The organism is uncultured Paenibacillus sp. (assembly GCF_963515335.1).
Classification (GTDB): domain Bacteria; phylum Bacillota; class Bacilli; order Paenibacillales; family Paenibacillaceae; genus Paenibacillus_I.
In genome coordinates, this window is the sequence record NZ_CAUPYC010000047.1 from 14,364 (window position 1) to 32,969 (window position 18,606).

The following is an 18,606-nucleotide window of genomic DNA, read 5'->3' on the forward strand; positions in this document are numbered from 1 at the left end:
TAAGCGATTTCTTCTTTGGGAGGTTTTGGTTTGGTGTTCGGCTCAGGTTTCCGCAAATTCATGGTTCTCGCCAGCTTATGTTTACTCGTTGTTTTTGCCGGTTACCCGCCGCGGCCGAAGCCGGAACCCGATTACAATTGGAGAGCTTTCGAAGGCGCGCGAATCAGCGTCATGCTCAATCAGCATCCGTATTCGGCGGCCATCGTGCGCAAGCTTCAGGATTTCGAGAGCTTGACCGGCATTAAAGTCAATTATATCATAACGCCGGAAGATTATTATATCGATAAATTGGATCTGGCGCTCAACGATCGCCGCGGCACTCCCGACGTGTTTATGACCGGCACGTACTATATTTGGGAGCATGCGCCGAAGCGGCTGATGCAGAGCCTGGACGAGATGCTCGCCGATCCCGCCATGCTCATACCCGGCTATGACGCAGAGGATTTCCAACCGAAGGCCCTCGACTCGATGAAATGGAGCCTGACGCCGGGCGATCCGGTCGGGACCGGCTACCAGTGGGCGGTGCCGATCGGCTTCGAGCTTAATTCCCTCGCCTACAACAAGCGGATTTTCGGGCAATACGGGCTTGAGCCGCCGCTTACGCTGCCCGATCTGGTCAACAGGTGCGAAACGCTAAGCGGCAGCGGGATTGACGGATTGTCCGTGCGGATTTCCGATAAATGGACGAGCCTTTCGACCTCCTTTATAACGGCCTTTACGAACTTCGGCGCCAAGGATTTCGTAGTCGAAAACGGGAAATTGCGCTCGGCGGTCAACTCGGACGAGGCCGTTCGGGCGACCGAGCTGTGGGTAAAGCTGGTTCGCAAATGCACCTCGTCAAGCTCCTGGCAGCAGAATCCGTGGAACGAAGCGGGCGCCTCCCTGGGCGCGGGCAAAGTCGCCATGCTGTTCGATGCGGACATCAATTCGTATATTCAGAACGTCGAAGGATACTCGAAGGAAGCGGGCAATATCGCCTGGTCCCCGGCTCCGTTATCGAACCCGGACGATCCGGCCGCATCGACGAATTTATGGGCGTGGGGGCTCGGCATGAACAATGCCTCCAACAACAAGAAGGCCGCCTGGCTGTTCATGCAATACTTCAGTTCGAAGGAGTTTATCCGCTGGGCGGCGATCAATGCCAACGTCGTTCATCCCGCGCGGAAATCGGTCATGGCGGACAAGGAATATCTCAAGCTGGTCGGCCGGGCGGACGGCTTCGTGCGAACGCTGAATGCGCAGCTGGAGAACGCCTCGGTCATGTTCACCCCTCAGCCCGTCTTTTTCGCGGCGACGAACGAATGGGCCCGCACGCTGAAGAGAATCGTCAACGGCGAGTATCGGACCGCCCGGGAAGGGCTGGACGAACTGAAGCCGAAAATCGATCGAATGCTGGACGAAGCGGGATAATCGGACGGTGCAAGGCGGGCGGCCGCGATAACCGACACGCCTGTATGATAAAACGGCCAGTCTGGATCGTTGCCCAAACTGACCGTTTTTTCGCATCCGCGACCCGGCCGACCGCCGGACGCATCAAATTTTAATCTGGATTTTCAAATGGTTCGGGTCTCTGGGCGAATTGAAAAAGTCCACCGTTTCTTCCAATGAGATCTGTTTGGAAACGAGATGATTGACCTCGATTCTTCCGTCCTTGAGCCAATGGTACGCCGGGATGAACGTATTGTTGATGGCCATGGAGCCGATGATCGTCCAGTCCTTGTGATAGATTCTGAACGGGCTCACCTGCACCTTGGCGTTCTCCGGCGTAACCCCGAACTGCAGAAATTTGGCCGTCGGCCCCATATAGTCGAACGCCTGCTGGATGACGGCCGGAATGCCCGTCACGTCGACCACGATATCGAAGCCGTACGGATAATTCTCCCTGGACAGCTCCTCGTCCAAATTCCGGCTGAGGACCCCTTTCGTCGCCCCGTACCGGCAGGCCATATCCAGCTTCTGCTGCGATACGTCGACGACGACCAGCTCCGAGGCGCCCGATCTGGCGATCGCCTGCACGAGCTGCTGCCCCATGGCGCCGGCCCCGAACAGAATCACCCGGTCTCCCGCCTTCACCTGCAGCCGGTTCATCCCATGCACGACACAAGCAAGCGGCTCGATGAACGCAGCCTCCGAGAACGACATCCCTTCGGGCATTCTGACCACATTTTTGACCGGAACCTTAACGTATTCGGCCATCGAGCCGGAAGTCGTATTCCCCAAGGCTCCCCAATTCTCGCAGTGGTTGCCGCGGTTCGTCAGGCAGAATCGGCAGGAGCCGCAAAATAAAGAAGGATCGGCGCTGACCGGCTCGCCGATCTTCCAGCCTGTGACGGCCTCGCCCCATTCATGGATCGTTCCGGAAAACTCGTGCCCGGGTATGATCGGATAAGCGGAAATAAAATCGCCTTCAAAAATATGGACATCCGTGCCGCAAATGCCGACGCTGTCCACCTTGATCGTCACTTCGTTCGGGCCGGGCTTCGGGTAAGGCACCTGCTTCACGACCGCTTTATGCGGCTCTTCGACCACGAGCGCTTTCATCATTCTGTCCGTCATTGTCCATTCCTCCAACTGTATAGTGAAATATAAGTCAACCTTTCACAGCGCCCATCGTCATGCCGCGGACCAGCTGCTTTTGCGTAAACCACCCCAGGAGCAGGGCGGGCACGACCGCAATGGATGCGACCGACGACATTTTGGCCCAGAACAGACCCTGCTGCGTCATGAACGAGGCCATATGAACGGGCATCGTCGCCGCGCTCGTTGCGGTCAGGCTGACCGCGAGGAAAAACTCGTTCCAGGCAAAGATAAGCGACAGCAGCGCGGTGGAGATGAGTCCCGGCCGCACGAGCGGCAGCGTAATCCGGAAAAACGTCCGCGTATCGGACGCGCCGTCCACCCGGGAAGCTTCAAGCAGCTCATGCGGCACCTCCTTGAAGAAGGAGCGCATCATCCAAACGACGAGCGGCACATTCATCGCGGTATAGAGCAGAATCAGCGCCCACAGGCTGTCCAGCAGCTGCAGCTCTTTGAACAGCATGTAGATCGGGATAATGATGCCCGCCGCCGGCAGAAACTTGGTCGATATGAACCAGAACAGAATGTCCTCCGCTTTTTTCAGCTTGAACATCGCCAGGCAATAGGCGGCCGGCACTCCGAGCAGCAGCGCGAAGAGGGTAGAGGTCAGCGTAACGACCGCGGAGTTGCTGAAAAACGATACGACGCCGCTGTCCCAAATGAGCTGATAGTTCTCCTTCGTCGGATCGAAGAAGATCGAAGGCGGCATTTTCACCGCATCGCCTTCTTTTTTGAAGCCGGTCATGAGCATCCAGAACACGGGATAAAAATAGACGACGGCCACCAGGTACGTCAACAAGGTCAGCAGGACGGCAGCTAATTTTCTCATGACAGCTCTCCTTGAAACGTTTTGCGCAAAAATTTGAACAGCACCGTCATCAACACAATGGTGATGACGACAATGATGACGCCGACTGCCGATGCGCCGCCGACATCCCAATTCTGGAATCCGACCCGGTACACGAAGTAGGGAAGGTTGGTGGACGCATAGCCCGGTCCGCCGGCTGTCGTGACGTAAATCTCGCCGAACGTTTGCATGATGAAGATCAGGCCGAGCAGCACCGCCACTTCAATATATTTGAGCAGATGCGGGAGAATGACGTTGTAGAACCGCTGCAAGACGCTTGCCCCGTCCAGATGGGCGGCCTCCATGACGTCATCGGGAACGGACTGCAGCCCCGCCAGCAAAATTAGCATGAAGAAAGGAATCCATTGCCAGGCGATCATCAGCATGATGGTCGTCAAAGGATAACTCGCCAGCCAATCGATCAGCGGAAAACGGAATACGGAAGCGAAATAAGCCGTCAATCCGAAGCTCGGATTCAAGAGCATCGTTTTCCACACGATACCGGCCACGGCCGGCATAATAAAGAACGGAGAAACCAGCATCGTCCTGACGATTCCCTTGCCGAAAAAATCCCGGTTCATCAGCAGGGAGAAGAGGAGCCCCATTACCAGGCAGACGATAAGCGTGCCGCCGGTGAGCAAAAAGGTGTTCCACAACACCTCGTAAAAAGCCGCATCGAGCAAAATCTTCGAGTAATTGCGAATGCCCGAGAAGGTGATTCCCTTGTCGGGTCTCATCAGGTTCCAGTCCTGCAAGCTGTAATAGATGGTGATCAGGAACGGAATCTGCGTAATCAATGCGACAAAAATGATGCTCGGCCACAGCAGCCGTCTGACCGGCGGCTCGAACGTTTTGTTATGCGTTCTCACGCTATGCTTCATATTCACCTTCCGGATATCGGTAATTTCCTGCATCGTGATCAACCCTACTTTTGTTTTGTAGTGCGGGAGGGAAAGCTGCCGCTCCCCTCCCGCTATGCCTTATTTTTTATAACCGCCTTCTACAGCCACTCTCTCCGCTTTCGCCTGCGCGTCCTTCATCGCCTGTTCCACGGTTTTATTCCCCGCGATCGCGGCGGCGATATCCTGGCTAACTTCGGTGCCTAATTGCTGGAACTCGGGAATGGCGACATACTGGATGCCGACATACGGCACCGGCTTGAGGGTAGGCTTCTTAAAGTCCGCGCTGTTCATCGCTTCCAATGTGATCTCGGCGAACGGAGCGGCCTTCTTGTAGTCCTCGTTCTCGTACGTCGATTTGCGGGTTCCGGCAGGCGCGACTACCCATCCTTCCGACTCGCCGACCAGCTTGATGTACTCCTTGCTCGTCGCCCAGGTAACGAATTTGAACGCGGCTTCCTTGTTCTTGCTCGCCGCTTCGATGCCCAGCGCCCACGACCACAGCCAGCCGTTCTTGTCCTTCGCCTGGCTCGGCGCCAGCGCATAGCCGACTTTGCCGGAAATCGTGGAGCTGTTCGGATCCTCCAGGAAGCCGGCCGCCGTCGTCGCATCGTACCACATGGCCGCTTTGCCTTGCTGCATCAGAGTGAGCGCTTCCGTGAAGCCTGTCGTCGTTGCGCCTGGCTGGCCTGCCGCCGCCAGCAGATCAACGTAGAACTTGATCGCGGCAACCGTCTCCGGGCTGTCCATCGTCGCGTTCCAGTTCTCGTCATACCAGCGGCCGCCGAACGCGTTGATGATCGTGTTGACCGGCGCCAGCATCTCGCCCCAGCCCGGAAGTCCGCGGATAATGATGCCCGGCTCGTTGTTCGCCGCTTTCGCTTTCTTGGCCGCCTCAGCTACCTGCTCCCATGTCGGGTTTTTCGGCATCTCGACGCCCGCCTTCTCCAGCTTTTCTTTATTGTAGAAGAGCAGGCTGCTCTCCGCGTTGAACGGAATCGCATACAATTTATCCTCGTAGGACAGCGCGTCGCGGATAACCGGGAAAATATCTTCCAGATCGTACGCTTGCTTTTCCGCATCCGGCATCGAGGCGAAAAATTGATCCACATCCGCGATCCAGCCGTTCTTCGCCCAGATCGGCGTGTCGTAGGTGCCGATCGTCACGATGTCGAATTTACCGGCTCCGGAGGAGACGTCCATCGTCACTTGCTTTCTGAGGTCGTTCTCGGGCAATACCACGTAATTGATTCGGATGCCTGTTTGTTTTTCGAATTCTGGAGTCAGCTTCTGCATGATCTTCATGTCCGGATTGTTGACGGTGGCGACGGTCAGCGTCACGCCTTCCGTCTTGCCGCCGCTGTTGGCGCTTTCATTTTTGGCGCCTTCAGCGCCGCCGCCGTTTCCGCCGTTGCTCGACTGCTCCGTGCCGCCCGCATTATTGCCGCCTGAAGAACCGCAGCCTGCGATGACCAAAGCGATAATGAGCAATACAGCGCTTAAAACCTTGAATCTTTTGACCATATCCATTCCCCCATCGAATTTTTAAGGCGTTACCCTCATCACCATCATAAAACAGGCGAACGAGGCTTTAAATGAACGGTGTTTGATTTTGATACACAATTTTTTTATAAAATGAAAGCGTTTTATTTATAAGTCAGGCCATTTACCGTTAAGGAGGACCGCCGTCCCACCTAAAAATATTTTAACAAAAATAGTAAACCAGCGAGGTTACGTATTACAAAAAAACACCCTTTCATGCGTACCGGAACCGGCATGGCCCGACGCTGTTAAGAGTGTTACGTCTACCTCCATTATGCCAAAATCACCTGTATGCCGCGCTCGCGAAGCTTGTCCACCTCGTCCTGCGGCGCCTTGCCGTCCGTAATGACGGTATGGACCTGGCCGCTCGCGACGATCCGGTAAAAGGCTGCCTTGCCGAATTTGCTGTGGTCGACCAGCGCGACGACATGCTTGGCGTTGTCGATCAGCCTGCGAACCACCCTCGCCTCCTCCATGCTGGGGGTAGTCAAGCCTTCGTCCGCACTGAAGCCGTTCGCGCCGAAAAAGACGTATTCCGTATACACGCCGTCCAGCGATTTCTCGGCGGTCTCGCCGATTAACGCGAACGTATTGGGACGAATATGTCCGCCCGTGAGGAACAGCTCGATTCCGGCATGGCCCATCAGCTCCGTTGCGACGTTGACGGCATTGGTTACGACCGTGAGCGAGGTTCGGTCCCGGATCAGGCCGGCCAACCGGCTGACCGTCGTGCCCGTGGACATGGCCACGACCATGCCGTCCCGGATCAGCTTTACGGCCTCCGCGGCAATGGCCGACTTCTCGCCGGTCAGCCGATCCTCTTTCTCGACAAAAGAGGGCTCAACGAAAAGATTCTCGTTAAGCACCGCCCCGCCGTGGCTTCTTACCAGCCATTTGTCCTGCTCGAGCTTCTCCAGATCCTTGCGCACGGTCACTTCCGAAACGGCCAGCTCGGCGCTGAGGAACGAGACGTCGACGCTCTTATGGGTTTTCAGATAGTCGATAATATATTGGTGCCTTTCGAGGCCTCGCATTTTCCGCCGGTGCGGCTGCTTATTCATAGGAAGCTTTCCTTTCGGCGATCCGGGCCGGGTTTCGTTCGGTTCCGAATCGTTTCGTTTCATTCGAGCTGTTCCCAGTATAGGAAATTTTCAACGAATGCGCAAATCGTCCGGGAGCAGCATCAGCTTCCCTTTGACGCCGCCGGGCATGCGGTATAAATCAAACGCCGCGTTGATCTCTTCAAGCGGAAACCTTCTGTCAATCAGGTCCTTGAAATTCAATCTGCCCTGCTTCAGGAAATGCAGCGTCAATTCCCACTCCCTGCCGGGAAACGGCGCGCTGTACGACATCCACGAGCCGGTCAACGTGAACTCCTTGCGGTTCATCAGCTCGAATTGCTTATGGGCAAAGGTGATGTCTTTGGCGGACGTTCCGATAAAACAAACCTTCGCCTTGTTCGCGGCCAGCTCGAAGCTTTGTCTCATGGTTGCCTCGGAGCCGGCGGTTTCCAGCACGACCGGGAACCCTTTGCCGTCCGTAATCCGCTTCCAGCGCTCCTCCATATCCGGGTGCGCCGCGTTAATCGTATGGTCGGCCCCCAGCCGGCGCGCGGATTCCAGCCGGTCATCGTCGATATCGAACACGGTCACTTCCCGGGCTCCCAAAATTTTGGCCCATTGCAGCGCCAGCAAGCCGATATTGCCGCCGCCGAGAACGGCCGTATGCCAGCCGCCTTGAAACCGGATGTGCTGCAAGGCATGGAGCGCCACGGCGGAAGGCTCGACGAACGCCGCTTCCTCAAAGCTGACCGCATCGTCGAAGCGGATGGCGTTGATTTCCGGAATGGCTACATATTCCGCCCAACTTCCGTTCACCCTTGAGCCGATGAACGAGTAATGCCTGCATTGCGCGTAGCCGCCGCTCAGGCAGTCGCCGCATTTGAAGCAGGGCTTGAGCGGCACCCCCGCCACGCGGTCGCCGGCCTTCACCCTGGAAACGCCGCTTCCGATCCGCTCCACCACTCCTGCGAACTCATGACCCAATACGATCGGGTAATGATGGGCGGCATCCCCCAGCACTCTGGGAAGATCGGAGCCGCAAATGCCCGTCGCCTTTATTTTCACCAGAATCTCATGCGGCTCCAGGGCGGGAACCGCCATTTCCTCGACCCGGATATCGTTCTGTGCGTACAGCACGGCTGCTTTCATGCGGTTCACCACCCCATCCTGGGAAATAGATCTTTAAGCCGATTGTAGGATTCCAGATAGATTTCAAATGCCTGGCCGTAAATCCGTTCATGCGCGGTTATCGGTACCTGCTCGCGCTGGATGCGAACCGTCCTTGCGACCGCATCCCCGCCGTCCTTGTAAATGCCGGTGCCGATGCCGGCCAGAATGGCCGCGCCGAGTGCCGCCGCCGAATCGGAAGAAGGAATTTTGAACGCTTTTCCGGTTACGTCCGCTTTGATTTGCGTCCAGAGCACGCTGTTGGCGGCTCCTCCCACGCTGTGCAGCGTATGGACAGGGACCCCGCTTGCCTCGGCGGTCGCCAGATTGTGCCGCAAGGCCATCGCGCAGCCTTCCATAATGGCGCGGATCATATGCCCCTTCGTCGTTTCAAAGCTTAAACCGAGGAACACGCCTTTGGCGTCCGGGTCCCAGATCGGCGAGCGTTCGCCTGCCATATACGGCAGAAAAAGCAGTCCATCGCTGCCCGGCTTGATCCGGGCGGCCGCTTCGCCAGCCAGCGCGAAGAAATCATCGCCCGCTTCTCCCGCGAACTCCCTTTTCAGCCAGTTCAGGCTCCCGCCGCCGACCGTCCCGCCTTGCAAAATCCATCTGTCCGGCACGACATGGCAGCTCAAAATGAGCTTCTCATTTTTGACCGGACGATCCATCACGATGCTCATGCCCCCGGCCTGGCCGCCCTGCTCCTGCACTTCGCCGGCATGGATCGCCCCCGCGCCGAGCGTGGCGCACGCGGCGTCCAGTCCGCCGGCAACGACAGGCGTTCCGGCGGCCAACCCGGTTTCCGACGCGATCCCCATCGTAACCTCGCCGACAATATCGCTGCACCGGCAGATCGGCGGAAGCAATTCGGGCGCGATGCCCATCTGTTCGCACAATGTCTCGTCCCATGCCGCCGTTTCGATGTTGAACGCATGAAACCCGTTGCCCTGCGAGACGTCCTGCGAATACTTGCCGGTCAATTTATAGACGATGTAGCTGTTGCACTGCAGCATTTTCTCCGTCCGCTTGTACAGATCGGGCTCGTTCTCCTTGATCCACAACATCTTGCCCGTCACATAAGACGGGGACATCGGATTGCCCGACACGGCAAACAGCTTCTCCGCGCCGATCCGTTCCGTAATCGACTCGCACTGCTTGACGGTCCGCCGGTCCAGCCAAATCATGGCGTTGCGCAGCGCTCTCCCCTGGCCGTCCATCGGCACCGCCGCTCCGCTCATCCCGTCGACGCCGACTCCCTTGATCCGCTTCGGGTCGATGCCCGTGCGATGCAGCATTTGCCGCAGTCCGTCGCACACGGCCCGCCACCAATCGTCCGGGTTCTGCTCGGCGTAACCGGGCAGCGGATAATGCGTTTGATAGGAGGTTGTCCCCTGGAACAGAATGTCGCCGTCCGGCGCAAACAGCGCGACCTTGCAGCCGGAGGTTCCGATGTCGATCCCGACCAAATAGTGATTTGTCATTACGAACGCCACCTTTCCCGGATTGCCGGCCCGATTAACCTTTGCCCGCGCAGCCGCACAGCCGCATTTTCTCAAGCGCCATTCGTTTGACGACTTTCTTCGCCGCCGTCATGTAGGAGCGGGGATCGAGGTCGTCCGGGTTCGCGGAGAAGGAATCCTGCAGGGACAGCGAAAAAGCGTTCTTCAGCTCCGTCGCCACATTCATCTTCGCCATGCCGAGCGATACGCACCGCTTGACCTGCGCCTCCGGAATGCCGGAGCCCCCGTGAAGCACGAGCGGCACGTCCACTTTGCCCGCAATCTCCTCGATCCGCGCGAAATCGATGTTCGGCTCGCCCTTGTAAATCCCGTGCGCGGTACCGATCGCCGGCGCCAGTGTCGGAACGCCCGTCAATTCCACGAACCGGCGGCATTCCTCCGGATCGGCGAGCGTCGCCGCATCGTCTTCCACGCGAATGTCGTCTTCCACGCCGCCGACCTTGCCGAGCTCCGCCTCCACATTGACGTTCAGCGCCCGGGCCACCTCGACGACCTTGCGGGTCATCTCCACATTGCGCTCGAACGGATGCATCGACTGGTCGATCATCACCGAGGTGTAGCCTGCACGGATACATTGTAAAATCAGTTCGAAATCCTGGCAATGATCGAGATGCAGCGCGATCGGCACTGTGGCCTGCTTCGCCGCCGCTTGCGCCGCGCCGACGATATAATCGATGCCCAGGTGCTTGACGGTTCCGACCGTCGTCTGCAGGATCAGCGGGGAACGGATCTCCTCCGCCGCTTCAACGACGGCCTGCAGCATTTCGAGCGTATGCACGTTGAAGGCGACGATGCCGTACCCCTGCTTTCTCGCTTCAATCAATAAGGGAGTGGATGAAACCAATGACATGGTCTACGCCTGCCTTTCCGAATGATATTGATTCATGAATGCTTGGATCGTCGCCAGATCGCGAATGCCCTCCATCGGACCCCGCACCGTCGTCGACAAGGCGGCTGCCGCATTGGCGAAGCGCAGCGTGTCTTCCCACGCCCAACCCTGGAGGTAGCCGTATACGACTCCGGCGTTGAAGCAGTCTCCCGCTCCGGTCGGATCGACGCAGTCGACCCGAAACCCGGGCGCGACGGTGGACGGCGCGCCGTCGAGATACATCATGCTGCCCTGCTCGCCCATCTTCCTGATGATGAGGCTCACCCCCTGCTCGTGCAGCCTTACAGCCGCTTCGTCGGCGCTCGCGCAGCCGGTCAGCCATTCCAGCTCCTCGCCGCTCGGCAGCAGAATGTCCGTCTGCTCCAGCACCGGCTTATACCAGGACACCCACGTCCGGTCTCCCGCGAGCTCGGGCCTCAAATTCGGATCGAACGTGACGATGCCGCCCGCGTTTTTGACGAACCGGACCGCCTCGTAGCACATGGCGCGAATCTCCTCGTTGATCGTGAGGCTGGTACCGCTGATGTGCAGTACGTTCGTCCCCGCCAGATAACCCGGATTGTCGGGGCGGGGGATGTCGACGGCGGCGGAATCCTTCATATGAAACAAAAACTCACGCGATCCGTCGTCGTAATACGTAACGAACGCCATCCCCGTCGTTCTCGAGCCGCTGCGATGCACATGTGTGCAGTCTACGCGGTCTTTTTCCAGCCGTTCGATGAGGCAGCGGCCGAAGGCATCCTCTCCGACCGCCCCGACGATGCCCGCCTTCAATCCCCACTGGGCGACCGCATCGATGAAAATCGCCGGCGCCCCGCTCGGATAGGGGCCTGCAAACAAGCCCGGCGCCGAAAGGGGGCTGTTTGTCTCCGTCCTCATGATTTCAACCAGCAGTTCGCCGATCGTAAATACCTGATGCACCTTATCACCCCTGGCTTATAAAAGAGTAGCCGTCACTTCTTTGGCCCATCGTCGCACGTCGGCGGCGTTCACATATCCGGCTATCGGATACATCGCATTCGAGGCTGCGGCCGCGGTTCCCCATACGACAGCCTGGATAAGCGCGGCCGCGTTGGGCGGGCGGCCCAATCGGTCCAGGTAGCCGGCAATTCCCGCCACCAGCGCATCGCCGCAGCCGACCGTGTTCACCGGCACGATCTTCGGCGGGCGAACCGTCCATGCTTCATTGGCCGTAACGGCAATCGACCCGTCTTTATCCAGCGAGACGACCACCATCGCGACCCCCCGCCCTATAATCTGCCGTGCCGCGTCGGTGGCATGTTCGGGCGTATCCGCTCTTGCTCCCGTTAATTGAGCCAACTCATCCCGGTTGGGCTTGACCATAAACGGGCCGCTCTCCAGTCCCCGTGCCAAGCTTTCCCCGCTTGAATCCAAACAAGTAAGCGCACCCGCCGCCTTGGCGATTCGAATCAGGTCGGCGTAGGCGCCCGCGGGTACCCCCCGCGGCAGGCTGCCGGAAAAACAAACGACCTTGCTTTTTTCCGATAATCGCTGCCCAGCCGCTTTCATCCGTTCCCACTCATCCGCACCGATCTCGGGTCCGGGCTCCAAAATTTCGGTTTGCGTCCCCCGGATCCGATCGATAATGTTGAGCGCTTCGCGCGTTTGGCCGGACACCCATACCGAATCGCTGACCACTCCCTTCGCGGTCAATTGTTCATGTACGAAACGCCCGGTATCTCCGCCGAGAAAACCGGATGCCGTCACATCGGAGCCGAGCAAACGGATGACCTTGGCGACATTGTTGCCTTTTCCTCCGGGCTCGGCCGCAATGTCGCGGACCCGGTTCACCTTGTTGATCGCAAAGTCGTCGATGTAATGGACCTTGTCGACCGCGGCATTTAACGTAAAGGTGGTGATCAAGGCTCTCCCTCCGCACTGTGGTTAAAACGCATGATAAAGTTACGTTTAATTTCGTAACTATCATATTTCGTAACTTAATCACTGTCAATAGTTTCATTTTATTTTGAATAATTTCGTTTTATTTCGACAAAAAAGAACCCTTGATCCAGCCCAGTCGGACTGTTTACAAGGGTTCTGCAAAGATTAAACCAGCTTCAAATACAAATCGAAGGTGCGATCCAGCATGGTTGTAACAAGTTGAACAAACTTTAAATGATCGCCCGTTGTATGCGCGTAATCCAGTGATGCGTAATAGTCCGCCCTGCTGTCGTTTTCGATGACGATCGGAGGATAACCCGATTTCATCAGCTCGAAATTCAACAGCAGCCGCGCCGTTCTTCCGTTGCCGTCGATAAAGGGATGGATTTTCACAAAATCAATATGGACGACCGCCGCCCGCTCTGCAGGATGAAGTTGTTGTCCTTTGCCGTCATACCACCGGATAAACTGTTCCATTTGCAAAGGCACCTGCACCGCTTCGGGCGGGATGTGAACCGCTCCGCCAATGATCACATTCTCCTTGCGGTAGACGCCGGCATGTTCATCGTCAATTCCTTTGAGGATCAACCGGTGTATATTTTTTATCTGCCATTCGGTCAGCGGTTCTTGCCGGCCGACAATCTCTTCCACATACAGGATCGCGTCTTTATGGTTAATGACTTCCAAATGCTCCTTGATCGTTTTTCCGCCGACCGTAATTCCTTCGAGGGCAACCTTCGTTTCCGACAATGTCAAGGTATTGCCCTCAATCGCGTTGGAGTGATAGATCCAGTTCACGATCAGATGCTCGCGGATGCTGCGCAAGGTATGAACCGGGAACGGTTTTTTCCGATCCAGCAGCCGTTTTTTCCCGTCAATCAACTCATACATAATCCCATCACCCCAACCCTCTCTATCGCGCACGCCGCGCCGTTATGCGTATTTTCTATTATAGCTCATAATTCAAATCTTTTATAACCCCCCGTACAGACCAACCTCATTCATGGGGCATACCAGACCGGAACAGCGATCAGCGAGGTGAAAAGGATGACAGAACGCACGGAGCGCGACCGTATCATAGTTGAAGACAAAGAAGGAGCCAAAGGGAATTGTCCAATTTACACTCGACATGACTCCCGGCTCCCGGTGGTTTATTCAATTTTAATTCTGAGACAGATTGCATCTAGTTTCTATGTGTGTCGGATTTGACGCTTACGTTATTTTGTGATTAGGCAGAAAACGCGAGGGAGCGGAGTAATGTAGAAGACGCCTGGATCACCAGGCGTCTTCGTGTTCTGCAAGTTTTTTAGTGTCAGGCAGTTCATCAGAAAAAACTATTCAAGGGTAATTTTGAATACGAACAATATAGGGTTTCCTAAAATAGTTATATTCGTAAGAAATAAAATACTGTTTATTCTCTTCGATTAACGCAATTTGCTCATTAGAACCACGTATTTTTTTTTCCTCCCCCTTTAAATCTCTGACGACAATATATGACTCATTAATATTTTTTTTCAAAACGTTAACTACTGCTCCTGTGTGTCCTGTATAGAAGAAAAAGTAAGTTGTAATGACAAAACAACTTAGAAAGATACCAACAAGGGTCACTACCACTCTTCGATTAATTTTCATAAACGTCATAAACATAACCTCCCAAGAATTTTTTTAATTGAAAATATTGACATGTTACTAATAAGGAACTAAAATGGTAGATGAATTATAATTTTAAAACATTTGGAGGGATGATTCAAGTGAATCAAGCGAGAAGGTTTAAGTCGTTATTTCTAGTCGTCGTTATATTCGGAGTAATTATCTCTGCTGCACCAATCTTAGCTGAAGACAATACGGAGAATGAAGTAAAGACAAAAATCAAGATTGACGATCAGCTCACTGTGAACAAATTGAAAGATGGTCGAATTGAAGGATTAAAAAATGCAGGCCAGCTTAAAACCTGCATTCCCGCCAACTCATAACGAGGATGGCGGGGTGACTCCCAGCTTCAGAAACAGTTCGCGTTGTTTTTCGGTGATTTCACCGATTCGAAGATCGCGACCTGGGCGCTCGAAGCATTCGATGCAGTCCAATTGATCCAAGACGCCTTGAATCGTATAAGTTCCAAACAAGCTTTGTTCTTTCATCAGCTTTTTAATATAAGACAGGTAAATGAGCGCCAGAAACTGAACAAACAGTTTGCCCTCTAATGCGTGCTCAGAAGAGACCAGCATGCGACGAGCGCTGAGGCGTTCCTTCAAATTTCCGAAAGCCTTCTCCACCAGGTCTTTGTTTCGGTACAGGGTCAGCGCTTCCTCCGGATCTTTGATTTCATTGCTAATCAAGGCGAAATAGCCGTAATTCTTCTTCGCTTCCTCAATGGCCGCTTGCTTCGCTGCCACCTTTCTTCCCCGGACCGGCGTTTCGGAAACTTCAAAATATTTCTCGTACGCTTTGGCATGCTCCGGCTTCCGTTTGCCTTCTTGCAGGTCTTTCTGCCAAGTAAGCAGTCTGCGGGTCAGCCGCTGCTCATCCTCGGCAGCCTTTTCTCCGTTGTAATACAAATGAAGGTACAGTCTTCTCTCCGCACGGATCACGTCCCCTTTGTACGGACGCGCCTGCGTATAGTCCCATTTAATCGGGATGCAAACAGCGAACACGTCGTAGGCTTCCAAGTAATTCGTCCACTCTCGAATCAACGGACGAACCTGATCAAGCTGCTCCTTGACATAGGCCAAGGACAGTTTGGCACCCATCAAAAATTTGTAGTGCTCCTTGTACAGGCTGTTGATGTTCGCGGCGCTGTAAAACCCTCTGTCCATCACCAGATGAACTTTGCGCAAGCCCAGAAATTCCATATCCGCCAGCACGTTTTTCACCGTCTGCACATCGCTGATGTTGCCGGAGAGCTTGCGATAGTAAAACGGCAGATTCGATTCCTGGCCAAACAACAGCGCCAGATTGAGTTGCGGCAACCCATCCTGCTCTTTGTTCATTCCGTACTTCACTTGCTGCAAGCCTTCCGAATAGCTGGAAATGGATGTTGTGTCGTACGCCCAATATTCGTTTTCGATTCTCCTTGCGGCCTGCAAACGGAAGAAGTGGTATCGTTTCTCTTCGGTGAGTGAGGCGAAGAGCTCACTGCTGCGCTGGGAGGGGATGTCCGCTCCATACGGATGGCGATGCAGAGAAGCCCACTTCGAAAAGCGGCTGAGCGGACTGTCCGATTCCAGGATGAGGTAGTAGGCAATCGACAGCAACGATTTATAGTCATTCGGAAAACATTTCTGCAGATCGGCAACAAGCCCCAGTTTTTCTCCGATCACATCGAACAGGTACGTGGCCCCGTAGAACCAGCGGGCGACATCAACATGCGGAATCGGCCCCCGTCGCGGCACTGATGCCGTTTCTTGCGATTCCTTTCGGTTCGTCCCTCGCGTTGGGACAATGTTTCCGGTTTGTTCATCGATCCGGCCGATAAGACGCCGTTTGCAACGGGATTGCTGCTTTTCTCGATCCCAGTATGAAATAGACTCATAGGCGTATGTAATCCCAGACCGTTTATCTTTTTGACGAATAATGGCGATGGCGCTCCCCTCCGATCCTCGTTATGTATCATAACACATAACGAGGTTAAAGACGAGCGTTCGAACCAACAAAACCCAATAAAATCAAGCCTTCTCCGTCTTTTCAGCATCATTCCTCGTTATGTATTTCGGGAAAGTAGGTTCATAAGCATAGACAGGCTAGCCGGCTAACCTGTGGACAGTATAACCGGACGGTAAGCAAAGAGGCGAGGAAAAAGGTTTGTGGAAACGTTATTCGGTTTTCACGACGCGTGTACCATGGTATAATGATGCTGCCATAAAGCTGGTTACTCGATGACGCCACCACCTTCTGACGAAGGTTGCTTTCCCCAAAGCCTGGATCATCTGTAGCATCTTTATGGCCTTTTCTTTGCCTGTTCCAGGCAGAACGATCCGTTCTCCTTCCTCTCGAAAGAACAGTTCCATTTCCGTTTGTTTGCCGTACACGCGTTTCTCATAGAAGCGTCTCAATTGACGGGTGCACAATAGGGTCGAAGTCTTCCAGAACGTAAGCAGGATACGTATGACATACGACATGGTGTGTTGGAAATACGGCAGGAGAAAGGTCGGCAGGATCGAAAGCGTCTTTCCACAGTCCGGACATAATAAGCGGCATATGGGAATTCGATACGCCATTTCCTCCTCCATCGCATTGCGTTCATAGAAGCCGTGTCGTTGCAGTTGATTCTTTGCTCGGCAAATCGGACAGCAGTTTAAATTCGGAAAGTCATTCTCCTTTCCGAGTTCCGCATAGCGTGGTACATCGATTAGAAAATCATGGTAGTAGATCATCTAGAATCCCTCCGCTGTAATTTGCTAAAAGTTTAGCAAATTACAGCGGCATTAAAATACCGGGAATCCATTCCAATGTGCAAATAAGCACCTGTTTCCTGCGGAAACAAAGTGCTTATTCACACTTGTTCCATGGTCTTCGCCGGTCCCCACGGGGCTCGACACTCTCTTGTCCCTTGTCGGGTTACAAATTGACGATGCGGCAGGATTCACGGTCGGTCGTTACGGCCTGTGGTTTTGCTTCACTGCATTTCTAGCAGCTTTTCACAGGGCTTCAGCCGGCGGATTTCTCCGACGTCTGCCTGCTAGCTACGAGGCGGCTTGGCCCCTACCTCGGCTGAACTTTCATCAGCTAGTTGTGCCTAGCTTGGCTAGGCGCGCTGGGGACTTTTTGACGCTTACGGTTGACGGTACAATTTTCACGACATTGTCGGTGAGAAAGTCGCCGTCATTTTACGTGAGCGGCAACATCATTCTTCCTTGTGTCTAATTTCTTTTGGACATGCCAAAGGAAATCTCCTCCAAATCATCACTGCTATTAGCGTATTCTAAATGAGTTCCCGTTTCATCCTTGTAAATCCTTGCTGCACGATAATCTAATCCTCCCCATCCGGTGGGGGCTTCTTTATCATAATCCCCTTTTACGTATGTCTTTGCATATTCTTCATCTTCCCAAATTGTCATATTTAGGGCATTCGGGTAATCACGTATGATCTGATTTGTTATTCTGATTATTAACAACGTTCTAAGAATCCGGTTCTCTGGAAGGGAACCCTCAGGGACAGCAACGATCTCTTTTCGGTTTTCCACACTTTCCGATATAACTTTGGCAGGGATATCTTCACTGCTCCTTAATATAAGATCGATTTCCTGCAAAATATTATCTTCATTACTTTTCTCGGCAGCATCCCTTTTGTTTAATTCCTCAACCAACCGATCCTTTTCCTCTTTCATTTCCGTGTACCTTTTCTGCAGGTCATTTAATTCATTTTGTAGAGAATCATTTTTTTGCTCGTTAACTTTTCCTGAAAGATTTGAGCAGGCCGAAATAAACAATACAATTAACACAAGACAAGATATAACAATTCCGCGTTTCATGTTTCACCCCGCACGAAAGTCAGATTCAATAGTGAAGAGAGCATCCGCAAGGATACTCCCTATGGTGCTTTCCGGTTTCCGGACACACACAGGACACCGTGCCTTTGTAGTCGTAGACCACATTCTCTCTGCCTGCCAGCAAACGCGTTTTGTCGGGATCCCGCCACATGTTGCGGATGTCGATTACCGGCTTAATCTGATGCTCGTCCCAGCACTTGGCGATCAGCTTCGTGTCATCGTAGCCGCGGTCTGCCGCCAGCGTTTCCGCCGACTTCAGCATCTCCGGCTGCCGGTTCTCCATCTGCTTTAGCAGTTCATGCCCTTCGGTAATATCCGAAGCGGACGCCTTGGTCACCTTGAACGCCACCGGCAACTCATACGTGGCGTCGACGATCAGATGCAGCTTGTAGCCGAACCATTTGATAATTTTCTCCCACGGCTTGCCGTCTTCGTGCACGCCGCTGTATTTTTTCTTCCCGTAGTCGGCATCCGCATCCCGGCGCCCATCCGGAGCCTCATTCTTATTTTTGTGCTTAGCAAACGACGAGATGGCCTTGCTGTCCATGGCCAGATGCTTGCCGAAGTCCGCTAATAGGTCCGACAGTTGCTTTACCAGCTTGTCGAACCCACGGCGGGGGAACCTGCCTGCCAGCACGGAATTCCACATCGCACGAATCGGATAGTCATTCCGCCCTTTTCCACGGTTCCGTTCCAGCTTGCTCATTAGCTCC

At 54.4% G+C, this 18,606-nt stretch carries 18 protein-coding genes; 2 read left to right on the forward strand and 16 right to left on the reverse strand.

Annotated features, from left to right (window positions below; all coding sequences use genetic code 11):
* Positions 1-33 precede the first annotated feature (33 nt).
* The gene (locus RWM61_RS14300; RefSeq protein ID WP_314001937.1) at positions 34-1,410 is read left to right on the forward strand and encodes an extracellular solute-binding protein; all 1,377 of its coding nucleotides are present in this window, start codon (positions 34-36) and stop codon (positions 1,408-1,410) included.
* 123 nt (positions 1,411-1,533) lie between these two features.
* Here the strand turns inward: RWM61_RS14300 and RWM61_RS14305 are convergent, their stop codons facing one another.
* The 12 genes from RWM61_RS14305 to RWM61_RS14360 all read right to left on the reverse strand — a co-directional run bounded on the left by RWM61_RS14305 (position 1,534) and on the right by RWM61_RS14360 (position 14,048).
* Complete coding sequence (locus tag RWM61_RS14305) at positions 1,534-2,556, reverse strand: zinc-dependent alcohol dehydrogenase family protein (protein WP_314001939.1); 1,023 nt, start codon at positions 2,554-2,556, stop codon at positions 1,534-1,536.
* Between the two features lie 34 nt (positions 2,557-2,590).
* Complete coding sequence (locus RWM61_RS14310; protein WP_314001941.1) at positions 2,591-3,406, reverse strand: carbohydrate ABC transporter permease; 816 nt, start codon at positions 3,404-3,406, stop codon at positions 2,591-2,593.
* Positions 3,403-4,338 carry a sugar ABC transporter permease gene (locus RWM61_RS14315; RefSeq protein ID WP_314001944.1) on the reverse strand — a complete coding sequence of 312 codons (936 nt, stop codon included), beginning with the start codon at positions 4,336-4,338 and terminating at the stop codon, positions 3,403-3,405. The genes RWM61_RS14310 and RWM61_RS14315 overlap by 4 nt, the downstream gene beginning before the upstream one ends.
* 66 nt (positions 4,339-4,404) lie before the next feature.
* Complete coding sequence (locus tag RWM61_RS14320) at positions 4,405-5,847, reverse strand: sugar ABC transporter substrate-binding protein (RefSeq protein WP_314001946.1); 1,443 nt, start codon at positions 5,845-5,847, stop codon at positions 4,405-4,407.
* A 290-nt stretch (positions 5,848-6,137) separates the two neighbouring features.
* The gene (locus tag RWM61_RS14325; RefSeq protein WP_314001948.1) at positions 6,138-6,926 is read right to left on the reverse strand and encodes a DeoR/GlpR family DNA-binding transcription regulator; all 789 of its coding nucleotides are present in this window, start codon (positions 6,924-6,926) and stop codon (positions 6,138-6,140) included.
* A 90-nt stretch (positions 6,927-7,016) separates the two neighbouring features.
* Complete coding sequence (locus RWM61_RS14330; protein ID WP_314001950.1) at positions 7,017-8,075, reverse strand: galactitol-1-phosphate 5-dehydrogenase; 1,059 nt, start codon at positions 8,073-8,075, stop codon at positions 7,017-7,019.
* Between the two features lie 5 nt (positions 8,076-8,080).
* Complete coding sequence (locus tag RWM61_RS14335) at positions 8,081-9,577, reverse strand: FGGY-family carbohydrate kinase (protein ID WP_314001952.1); 1,497 nt, start codon at positions 9,575-9,577, stop codon at positions 8,081-8,083.
* Between the two features lie 34 nt (positions 9,578-9,611).
* Positions 9,612-10,466, reverse strand: coding sequence for a class II fructose-bisphosphate aldolase (locus tag RWM61_RS14340; protein WP_314001954.1), 855 nt, complete (start codon positions 10,464-10,466; stop codon positions 9,612-9,614).
* Positions 10,467-10,469: 3 nt separating this feature from the next.
* Positions 10,470-11,426, reverse strand: a complete 957-nt coding sequence (locus RWM61_RS14345) for a sugar kinase (RefSeq protein ID WP_314001956.1) — start codon at positions 11,424-11,426, stop codon at positions 10,470-10,472.
* A gap of 15 nt (positions 11,427-11,441) precedes the next feature.
* Positions 11,442-12,389, reverse strand: coding sequence for a 1-phosphofructokinase family hexose kinase (locus RWM61_RS14350; RefSeq protein ID WP_314001958.1), 948 nt, complete (start codon positions 12,387-12,389; stop codon positions 11,442-11,444).
* 183 nt (positions 12,390-12,572) lie between these two features.
* Positions 12,573-13,298 carry a Fic family protein gene (locus RWM61_RS14355; RefSeq protein WP_314001960.1) on the reverse strand — a complete coding sequence of 242 codons (726 nt, stop codon included), beginning with the start codon at positions 13,296-13,298 and terminating at the stop codon, positions 12,573-12,575.
* A gap of 447 nt (positions 13,299-13,745) precedes the next feature.
* The gene (locus RWM61_RS14360; protein WP_314001962.1) at positions 13,746-14,048 is read right to left on the reverse strand and encodes a hypothetical protein; all 303 of its coding nucleotides are present in this window, start codon (positions 14,046-14,048) and stop codon (positions 13,746-13,748) included.
* Positions 14,049-14,158: 110 nt separating this feature from the next.
* Here RWM61_RS14360 and RWM61_RS14365 point away from each other — a divergent pair, with 110 nt between their 5' ends.
* Entirely contained in the window at positions 14,159-14,380 is a 222-nt protein-coding gene (locus RWM61_RS14365) for a hypothetical protein (RefSeq protein ID WP_314001964.1), read from the forward strand.
* Here RWM61_RS14365 and RWM61_RS14370 read toward each other — a convergent pair.
* The 4 genes from RWM61_RS14370 to RWM61_RS14385 form a co-directional block, all read right to left on the reverse strand.
* Positions 14,375-15,724 (reverse strand): IS1634 family transposase, encoded by a 1,350-nt coding sequence (locus RWM61_RS14370; protein WP_314001966.1) that lies wholly within the window; start codon positions 15,722-15,724, stop codon positions 14,375-14,377. The two genes, RWM61_RS14365 and RWM61_RS14370, sit on opposite strands and share 6 nt — an antisense overlap.
* 492 nt (positions 15,725-16,216) lie before the next feature.
* Positions 16,217-16,777, reverse strand: a complete 561-nt coding sequence (locus tag RWM61_RS14375; RefSeq protein WP_314001968.1) for a DUF6431 domain-containing protein — start codon at positions 16,775-16,777, stop codon at positions 16,217-16,219.
* 486 nt (positions 16,778-17,263) lie between these two features.
* Positions 17,264-17,875 (reverse strand): hypothetical protein, encoded by a 612-nt coding sequence (locus RWM61_RS14380; protein WP_314001976.1) that lies wholly within the window; start codon positions 17,873-17,875, stop codon positions 17,264-17,266.
* A gap of 25 nt (positions 17,876-17,900) precedes the next feature.
* Positions 17,901-18,606, reverse strand: a 706-nt coding sequence (locus RWM61_RS14385) for a transposase (protein WP_314001981.1), incomplete at its 5' end; no start/stop codon positions are given.